The organism is Microbacterium sp. zg.Y909, from assembly GCF_024626565.1.
Map to the genome: position 1 here is coordinate 1 of NZ_JANJFJ010000205.1, position 7,835 is coordinate 7,835.

The 7,835-nt window shown below is 71.6% G+C and carries 9 protein-coding genes and 1 pseudogene; 5 read left to right on the plus strand and 5 right to left on the minus strand.

The annotated features are described in order from the left end of the window. From NQ160_RS14425 to NQ160_RS14435, 3 genes are all read right to left on the minus strand, one after another. Window positions 1-310: LLM class flavin-dependent oxidoreductase (locus NQ160_RS14425; RefSeq protein ID WP_257515908.1), on the minus strand; the 310-nt coding region annotated here is incomplete at its 3' end. A 158-nt stretch (window positions 311-468) separates the two neighbouring features. After that, window positions 469-888, minus strand: coding sequence for a DUF3054 domain-containing protein (locus NQ160_RS14430; protein ID WP_257515791.1), 420 nt, complete (start codon window positions 886-888; stop codon window positions 469-471). 27 nt (window positions 889-915) lie between these two features. Further along, window positions 916-1,347, minus strand: coding sequence for an HNH endonuclease (locus NQ160_RS14435; protein ID WP_257515901.1), 432 nt, complete (start codon window positions 1,345-1,347; stop codon window positions 916-918). Between the two features lie 137 nt (window positions 1,348-1,484). On the opposite strand from NQ160_RS14435, the gene NQ160_RS14440 reads away from it, so the two are divergent. From NQ160_RS14440 to NQ160_RS14455, 4 genes are all read left to right on the plus strand, one after another. Then, a complete protein-coding gene (locus NQ160_RS14440) occupies window positions 1,485-2,264 on the plus strand; it encodes an isocitrate lyase/PEP mutase family protein (protein WP_257515902.1) in 780 nt (259 codons plus the stop codon). Window positions 2,265-2,341: 77 nt separating this feature from the next. Then, the gene (locus NQ160_RS14445; protein ID WP_257515903.1) at window positions 2,342-2,896 is read left to right on the plus strand and encodes an NYN domain-containing protein; all 555 of its coding nucleotides are present in this window, start codon (window positions 2,342-2,344) and stop codon (window positions 2,894-2,896) included. Between the two features lie 118 nt (window positions 2,897-3,014). Continuing rightward, window positions 3,015-4,808 (plus strand): glycoside hydrolase family 15 protein, encoded by a 1,794-nt coding sequence (locus tag NQ160_RS14450; protein WP_257515904.1) that lies wholly within the window; start codon window positions 3,015-3,017, stop codon window positions 4,806-4,808. Window positions 4,809-4,830: 22 nt separating this feature from the next. Beyond that, window positions 4,831-5,727, plus strand: a complete 897-nt coding sequence (locus NQ160_RS14455) for an SDR family oxidoreductase (protein WP_257515905.1) — start codon at window positions 4,831-4,833, stop codon at window positions 5,725-5,727. 69 nt (window positions 5,728-5,796) lie between these two features. Here the strand turns inward: NQ160_RS14455 and NQ160_RS14460 are convergent, their stop codons facing one another. Next, entirely contained in the window at window positions 5,797-6,378 is a 582-nt protein-coding gene (locus NQ160_RS14460; protein ID WP_257515906.1) for a Dps family protein, read from the minus strand. A gap of 120 nt (window positions 6,379-6,498) precedes the next feature. On the opposite strand from NQ160_RS14460, the gene NQ160_RS14465 reads away from it, so the two are divergent. Continuing rightward, window positions 6,499-7,392, plus strand: a complete 894-nt coding sequence (locus NQ160_RS14465) for a hypothetical protein (RefSeq protein WP_257515907.1) — start codon at window positions 6,499-6,501, stop codon at window positions 7,390-7,392. On the opposite strand, the pseudogene NQ160_RS14470 reads toward NQ160_RS14465, so the two are convergent. Next, window positions 7,364-7,835, minus strand: a pseudogene (locus tag NQ160_RS14470) (STAS domain-containing protein); the annotation flags it as partial. The gene NQ160_RS14465 and the pseudogene NQ160_RS14470 overlap by 29 nt on opposite strands.

Below are 7,835 nucleotides of genomic sequence, written 5' to 3' on the forward strand. Positions count from 1 at the left end.
GGCCGTCGCTGATCAGGTCGACCGCGGCGGCCTCTTCGGCGAGGTGCAGCGGGTTCTCGTACCGCATGTCGATGACGCCGGTGCCGACCTCGATGTTCTTGGTCGTCGCGGCGATCGCCGAGAGCAGTGGCATGGGCGAGGCCTGCTGGCGCGCGAAGTGGTGGACGCGGAAGTACGTGCCATTTACCCCGAGGTCGTCCATGCCCTGCGCGAGGTCGATGGCCTGGCATATCGAGTCGCCGGCGGTCAGCTCCCGCCCTCCGCCGAGGGGTCCATAGTGGCCGAACGAGAGCGTTCCGAAGCGTTGCATATCGAGTGCAACCGATGCCACGCGGCATCCATTCCGGTCCCGCCCGGTCGTCGCGAACGGCCGTTCAAGCGCCTGGGAACGGGGCCCTCGCGTCCACCGAAGCGTGGGGGCCGGGGAGCGTGAGGGCGCGGCGGCGGCGGGCGTACCGGTTTGGGTCGTCAGGAACGTCCCGCGTGGGGCGCGGAAGGGGCCGGGTGGGACGACCGACCGTCCTGGGCGCGCCGCCGCGCCTGCATGAGGGTCGCGACCACGCGCCAGCCCACGAGGAGCAGCAGCAGCGTGAGCGTCGCCACGATGATGAAGGGGAGCGCCGTGCCCTGGCCGGTCACGGCGCGCAGCACCATGCCACCGGCGACCGTGATCGCCCAGACGCCGAGGCCGGTGCGCACCGGCGCGGCCGGTCGGCGCCAGGCGAGCGTCACCACCCAGCCGACCACGAGCGCGGCCAGGAACGGCCACGCGGTGGTCACCAGGCCGAGTCCGAAGGGCGCGGAGTCGTGGCTCGCCCGGCCTATGGCGGCGAAGAGCGTGACGAGCACGACGTCGAGGGCGAAGGCGGTGACGGCGGAGCGGGTCATGCCTCCATTGTCCCTGCCCGGGGTTGCTCACCTGTCGCGGATAGCGCCTTCCACCGGCGGGAAACCGTCATCCGCGACGGGTGAGGCGGAGGCGGTGGGCGGGGGAGCGGGCGCGGTCTCGGCGGCGAGGGCCAGCACGATCTGGCGCCACCGCAGCAGGAAAGCCGGCTCGTCCAGGCGCCGGCGCCGCATCCAGGTGGTGACCTCCTCGTTGCACTTGCTGGCGTTGCACGACCGGCACGCGGGCACGACGTTGTCCAGGGTGTAGCGACCGCCCCGCGAGATCGGCAGCACGCAGTCCCGCTGCAGCGCCGCCCCATCGGCCCCGCAGTACGCGCACGCCGCCCACGCGTCGAGGATGGCGAACCACTCGAGTTCGGTCAGGTCACTGCCCGACGCCGCGACGCGCTTCACGCGGCGGCGCTGCGCCCGCGCGCGGCGGGTCTGCGGTGCGGGCATGGCGACCAGGGTATCGGCGCGGCGATGAGGGATGCCGGCGGCGCGCGGCGCCGGCGCCGGCCCGGGCGCACGCCTCGGCCCCTGCCTGCGGCGCGCGACCCTGGCCCGGGCGCGCTCGAGCCCGCTACCGTGGGGCGATGACGACCCAGGCGCAGCGCGCGCAGACCCTGTCCGACCTGCACGCCGCACCGGAGATCCTCCGCGTGGTGAACGTGTGGGATGTCGTCTCGGCGAAGGCGATCATCGACCTGCCCGAGACCCGCGCCCTCGCGACCGCCGGGCACTCCATCGCCGCGACCTTCGGGTACGCCGACGGTGAGAACATCCCGCTGGACCTCATGCTCGACATGGTGGGCCGCATCGTCGCGGTCGCCGGGGACCTGCCGGTCTCGGCAGACCTGGATGCCGGGTTCGGCGACCCGGGCGAGACCACCCGCCGCGCGATCGGCGTGGGCGTGGTCGGCGCGAACGTCGAGGACCGGCTGAAGCCGCTGGCAGACTCCGTCGCCGCCGTCGAGGCGATCGTCGCCGCCGGCCAGGCCGAGGGCGTGCACTTCTCCCTCAACGCCCGCACCGACGCGTTCGTGCGAGCCGGCGACCGGCCCGTGCAGGATTCCATCGCCGACGCGATCGAGCGCGGCCGGGCCTACCTCGACGCCGGTGCCGACGTCGTCTTCGTCCCGGGTCCCCTCGACGCCGACATCACGCGGCAGCTCGTCGACGGGATCGGTGAGCGCAAGGTGAGCGTGATCGGCCTTCCCGGCGCGCTGTCGGCCGCCGAATACGAGGCGCTCGGCGTCGCCCGCATCTCCTACGGGCCGATGACCCAGCGGGTGGCGCTGACGGCGCTGCAGGATGTGGCGAAGAGCCTGTACGGCGACGGAGTCATCCCGGCATCCACCCGCGCCCTGAACTGACGCCCCGAGCGAGGGCTGCGCCGGCGCGCGCATAGGATCGAAGGCGACGCCCTGTGCGGCGTCGCAGGGAGGTCGCAGTGGGCGACGCGCAGGGCGCATGGGTGCTGGTCGACGGCGAGAACATCGACGCGACCCTCGGTGGATCGATTCTGGGGCGTCGGCCGCAGCCCGATGAGCGGCCGCGCTGGGACCGCATCCTCTCGTTCGTGGAGCACACCTGGCGCCGGCCCACGCGGGGCCTGTTCTTCCTCAACGCCACGACCAACCTGCCGATGACGTTCGTGCAGGCGCTCAAGGCGCTGGGCTACGAGCCGGTGCCGCTGTCGGGTCCCTCCGACGCGAAGATCGTCGACATCGCCATCCAGCGCACGCTCCAGGCGCTGCGGGACCGCAATGACGACGTCATGCTCGTCAGCCACGACGGCGACTTCGTCGACGACCTCGCCGCGCTCGCCGACGGCCGGCGGCTCGGTGTGCTGGGCTTCACCGAGTTCCGCAACAACGGATTCGCGGCGATCCCTGGCCTGGAGTTCTTCGACCTCGAGTACGACGCGCAGGCGTTCGACGCCCCGCTGCCGCGCATCCGCGTGATCCCGATCGAGGAGTTCGACCCCGCGCAGTTCCTGCGCTGACCTCGGTATCGCCGGCGCCCCGCGCGCCCGCGATTTCACGGTGGGGCGGTGTTGTCAACCCTTCCGCACCTCCGCGCGACCTCACGAAGACTGGACCCACCCACCGGGAGGAGCCAGCGTGACGTGTCAGCCGATCGAGTCGTACGCACCGATCGGCGATGGCCGCACCGTGGCGCTCGTCGGAGCGGACGGCAGCATCGACTGGATGCCGCTGCCCGAGCTCACCTCGGATGCCGTGTTCGCCCGCATCCTCGACGACGACACCGGTGGGTTCTTCGCCCTCGCCCCGGTCGCGGACTTCACGATGCGCCGCCGGTACGTTCCCCGCACGAACGTGCTGGAGACGACATTCACCACCGCCGACGGCGTGGTGAAGGTGACCGACGCGCTGGTGTCTGGCATCGCCGGGCGGCTGCCGTGGGCCGAGCTCGCGCGCCGCGTCGACGGGGTGTCCGGGCGGGTGGAGATGGCGTGGGCGGTGCGCCCCGGCACGTCGCTGCAGACCGCCTCGCCCTGGATCGAGTCCACGGCTCACGGTGCCACCCTCCGCTGCGGTACGACCGCGATCGCGATCGTCGGCTTCGAGCACGGTCCCGCCGAGCCCGACCCCGACGGACCGGACGGCCCCGTGCTGGCGGGCGCCTTCACCACGTCGCCCGACTCCCGCCACCTCGTCGTCCTGGCGGCGACCCACGACGAGCCACTGCACTTTCCCGACCCGCGCAACGTCGACGCCGGCATCGACCGCACGATCGGCAACTGGCGCAACTGGTCGAAGGCGTTCTCATACGAAGGCCCGTGGGCCGCGCACGTGCAGCGCAGCGCCCTCGCGCTGAAGCTGCTCATCTACAGCCCCACCGGCGCGATCGCCGCAGCCGCGACCACGTCGCTGCCCGAGAGCCCCCGCGGCGGCAAGAACTGGGATTACCGGTTCGCCTGGGTGCGCGACCTCGCCTACACCGCCAACGCCCTGGTGCGCTTCGGCCTGCGTGAGGAGACCCACGCCGCCCTGTCATGGATGCTGCGGACGATCCGCGCCCACGGCCCCGACGTGCACGTGATGTACACGCTCGACGGGGAGCTCGTGCCTGCACCCGTCGTCGCAGACGTTCCCGGTTGGCGCGGCATCGGCCCCGTCGTCACCGGCAACCCCGCCCACGATCAGCTGCAGCTGGGGGTCTACGGCGACCTGATCGCGATCTGCCGCACCTACGTCGAAGCGGGCAACATCCTCGACATCGACACGGCGCGGCTGCTGGCCGCCGTGGCTGACCGCACCTGCGATCTGTGGCGCAACCCCGACTCGGGCATGTGGGAGCTTCCCGAGCTGCGGCACTACACGTCGTCGAAGATGGGGTGCTGGAAGGCGCTGGAGGACGCCGTCTGGCTGGCGGACGCCGGCATCATCCCGGGAGGCGCCGAGCGCTGGCGCGCCGAGCGCCGCCGCATCCGCGAATGGATCGACACCCACGGCTGGTCTGAGGAGCGCGGCGCCTACGTCTGGTACGCCGGCTCCGACGACCTCGACGCGTCGGTGCTGCTGCACGCCCCGAGCGGGTTCGACCGCGGGGAGCGCATGTCGCGCACGATCGACGCCCTCACCGCGCAGCTGGGCGCCGGCGCCCTGCTGTACCGCTACAGCGGAGTGGACCAGGAGGAGAAGACCTTCGTCGCCTGCGGGTTCTGGCGAGCCCACGCCCTGGCGTGCGTGGGCCGGCACGACGAGGCGCTGGAGGCGATGGACGCCCTCGTCGCCGCCGCGAACGACGTCGGCATCTACGCCGAGATGATCGACGAGGACGACGGGTCGGCGTGGGGCAACACCCCGCAGGCCCTCAGTCACCTGGCGTTCATCAGCGCGGCCCTCACGATCCGAGAAATCGTCCCGGAGCACAAGCTCCGCGGCCGTTGACCATCACGAGAGAGAGAACACCATGTCACGGGACCAGTACACGTTCACCGACCCGGCAAAGCTCTACGCCGACATCGAGCCCGGGGACCAGGAGATGTCGGAGCCCGGCCTGGATGCCGAGCTCACAGACAAGGCCGACCTCGGCGAGGACAGCTACCGCGGCTCCGGCCGCCTGACCGGCCGCAAGGCGCTCATCACCGGCGGCGACTCCGGCATCGGCGCCGCCACCGCGATCGCGTTCGCGCGCGAGGGCGCCGACGTCGCCCTGTCGTACCTGCCGGAGGAGGAGAAGGACGCCGAGCGCATCGCGGGCATCCTGCGCGACGCGGGCGCGACCGTGCTGACGCTGCCGGGCGACCTCAAGGACCCGGCATACTGCCGCGACCTCGTCGCCCAGACGGTCGAAGGGCTCGGGGGCCTGGACATCCTTGTCAACAACGCCGGCAAGCAGGTCTACAACGAGGACCTGACGACGCTGACCGATGAGCAGTTCGATCACACGTTCAAGACGAACGTGTACGCGATGTTCTGGATCACCAAGGCGGCGCTGCCGCACCTGACCCCGGGATCGACGATCATCAACACCACGTCGATCCAGGCGTACTCGCCGTCCGGCATCCTGGTGGACTACGCCTCGACGAAGGCCACCATCAACGCTTTCACGAAGGGCCTGGCCGAGCAGCTCGCGCCCAAGGGCATCCGGGTGAACGCCGTGGCCCCGGGACCGATCTGGACGCCGCTCCAGCCCACCGACGGCCAGCCGCCGGAGAAGCTCGAGGAGTTCGGCGAGCAGACGCCCCTCGGGCGCATGGGACAGCCCGCCGAGCTCGCGCCGGCGTACGTCTTCCTCGCCTCCGCGGAGTCCAGCTACGTCATCGGCGAGACGCTGAACGTCAACGGCGGCATGCCGACTCCCTGAGTCCGCCTGCAACGACGAAAGCCCGTCCGGTCATCCGGGCGGGCTTTCGTTCTCTCCTGCGCGAGAGGATCAGCGCTTCGGTGTGCGATTCTCCGCGCTCACCATCCACGAGAGCTGCTCGAGCCGCTCCAGGATCGCGTGCAGCAGGTCGGCGCTCGTGGGGTCCTCGTCGTCGACGTCGTCGTGCACCTCGCGGCACGTGCCGCAGACGTCGTCGAGACGTTCGGTCATCAGGTCGATCACCTCGGTGGTGGCGATCTCGCCCTGCGGGAATTCCGCGAGGGTCGTGGTCTCGGCCACCACGTCGCTGCGCCCGTCGGGCAGGGCGTGCAGCGCGCGCATGCGCTCGGCGATGGTGTCGGCGAACGTGCGGGCAGCCTCGATGATCTCGTCCAGCTGCAGGTGGGTGTCGCGGAAGTTCGTGCCCACCACGTTCCAGTGGGCCTGCTTGCCCTGCAGCGACAGCTCGATGAGGTCGACGAGAACCTTCTGCAGGTTGTCGCTGAGGTCCTGCGAGGCGGTGAAGCCCTTCTCGGCGTTCTCCTCGGTGGTGAGCTTCGCGCCCTTGCCGCCCGAGGCGCTCTTGCGCCGGTTGGCTTTCTGAACGGTCTCGGCGCTCTTGCTCGTCTTGCTCGTCTTGGTCGTCGCCATGTGTAGCGCTCCTGTTCGATCGGGGTGTCTTCGACCGTAGGCCGGGGCTGGAGCGGGCGACCTTCCCCTTGCCCTGGCGCCGCCGGAGTGCTACGCCGGGGCAGGCGCTACGCTCGCGACATGGTCGACGACGGCGCGGGTGGCGGAGGCACGGCCGACACGGCGCTCCGCCGCACGTACCGCTACCTGCGACTGGGCGTCGCGGGCACGGTGGTCGCCATCGCCGTGGCGGTGACCCTCGAGAGCTTCCGCGGCGGGCTGCTCGAATCGATCAGCGCGTACTACTACACGCCGGCTCGCGACGTGCTCGTGGGGGCGCTCATCGCGGCATCCCTGGGCCTCCTCGCCCTGTCGGGGCGCGGCGTGCAGCGGGCGCTGCTGGATGCCGCGGCGCTGCTGGCTCCGCTCGTCGCGTTCGTGCCCACGCCCACGCTGGCCGCGGGATGCGGCGCGGCGCCGTGCGTTCCGGCATCCGCGCACCCGTCAGTCGAAACCGGGGTGGCCACCTACCTGGTGGTGGGGGCGCTCGCGGTGGTCGTCGCGGTCGTCATCGGCACGCGCGCCGACGCCGGCCGGGCGGCGCTGGCGCTGACATGGCCCTCGATCGTCCTCGCGGTCGCCGTGCTCACCGCGACCTGGGCCTGGTGGGGGCTCGCGCGCGCGTCGTTCCTCGGCTTCGGCCACGTCGTCGCCGCGACGGGGTTCTTCGCGCTGCTCGCAGTCGTCGCACTCATCGACGCAGGGCGCAGCGACTGGGCGCCGGAGCAGCCGCCGCCGCGCGGCGTGCGCATGACCTACGCGGTCGTCGGGGTGCTGCTGGCGGTCGACCTCACGGTGGTGATCGCGGTCGTGGCGATCATGGGCGACGACGCCATGCGCACACCGATCGTCTTCGTCGGCGAGGTCATCGCGCTGGGCCTGTTCGGCCTGTACTGGGCGCTGCAGAGCGCGCGCACCTGGAACAGCGCCGACCCGCGGCTGGCGCTCAGCTCCCCGCGTCGACCCCGCCGCTGAGCCGGCCGTGCAGGGCGGTGGTGGCCGCGTTCATGCCGACCAGCTCCACTGCCGTGCCGCGCTGGGCGTACTTGGTGACGATGGCGTCGATGGCGGCGACCGTGGAGGCGTCCCACACGTGCGAGCGCGTCATGTCGATGACGACGCGCTGGGGGTCGTGGGCGTACTCGAACTGCGTGGTCAGGTCGTTGCTGGAGGCGAAGAAGAGCTCGCCGTCGACGGTGTAGCGGGGCCACGGCGCCGTCGGAGCTCACGGTGCGCGTGACGGTGGTGAAGTGCGCGACGCGGCGGGCGAACGTGATCATCGCGGCCAGCACCCCGGCGACGACGCCGAGGGCGAGGTTCTGCGTCCACACGGTGACGACCACGGTGACGAGCATGACGATCGTCTCGCCCAGCGGCATCCGCTTCAGGGTCGCCGGGCGGATGCTGTGCCAGTCGAA

Excerpts from the sequence above, each read along its gene's own strand:
- NQ160_RS14455 (WP_257515905.1), top strand. The coding sequence starts at position 4,831 with ATGTCACGGGACCAGTACACGTTCACCGACCCGGCAAAGCTCTACGCC.
- NQ160_RS14435 (WP_257515901.1), bottom strand. The coding sequence starts at position 1,347 with ATGCCCGCACCGCAGACCCGCCGCGCGCGGGCGCAGCGCCGCCGCGTG.
- NQ160_RS14460 (WP_257515906.1), bottom strand. The coding sequence starts at position 6,378 with ATGGCGACGACCAAGACGAGCAAGACGAGCAAGAGCGCCGAGACCGTT.
- NQ160_RS14440 (WP_257515902.1), top strand. The coding sequence starts at position 1,485 with ATGACGACCCAGGCGCAGCGCGCGCAGACCCTGTCCGACCTGCACGCC.
- NQ160_RS14465 (WP_257515907.1), top strand. The coding sequence starts at position 6,499 with ATGGTCGACGACGGCGCGGGTGGCGGAGGCACGGCCGACACGGCGCTC.
- NQ160_RS14430 (WP_257515791.1), bottom strand. The coding sequence starts at position 888 with ATGACCCGCTCCGCCGTCACCGCCTTCGCCCTCGACGTCGTGCTCGTC.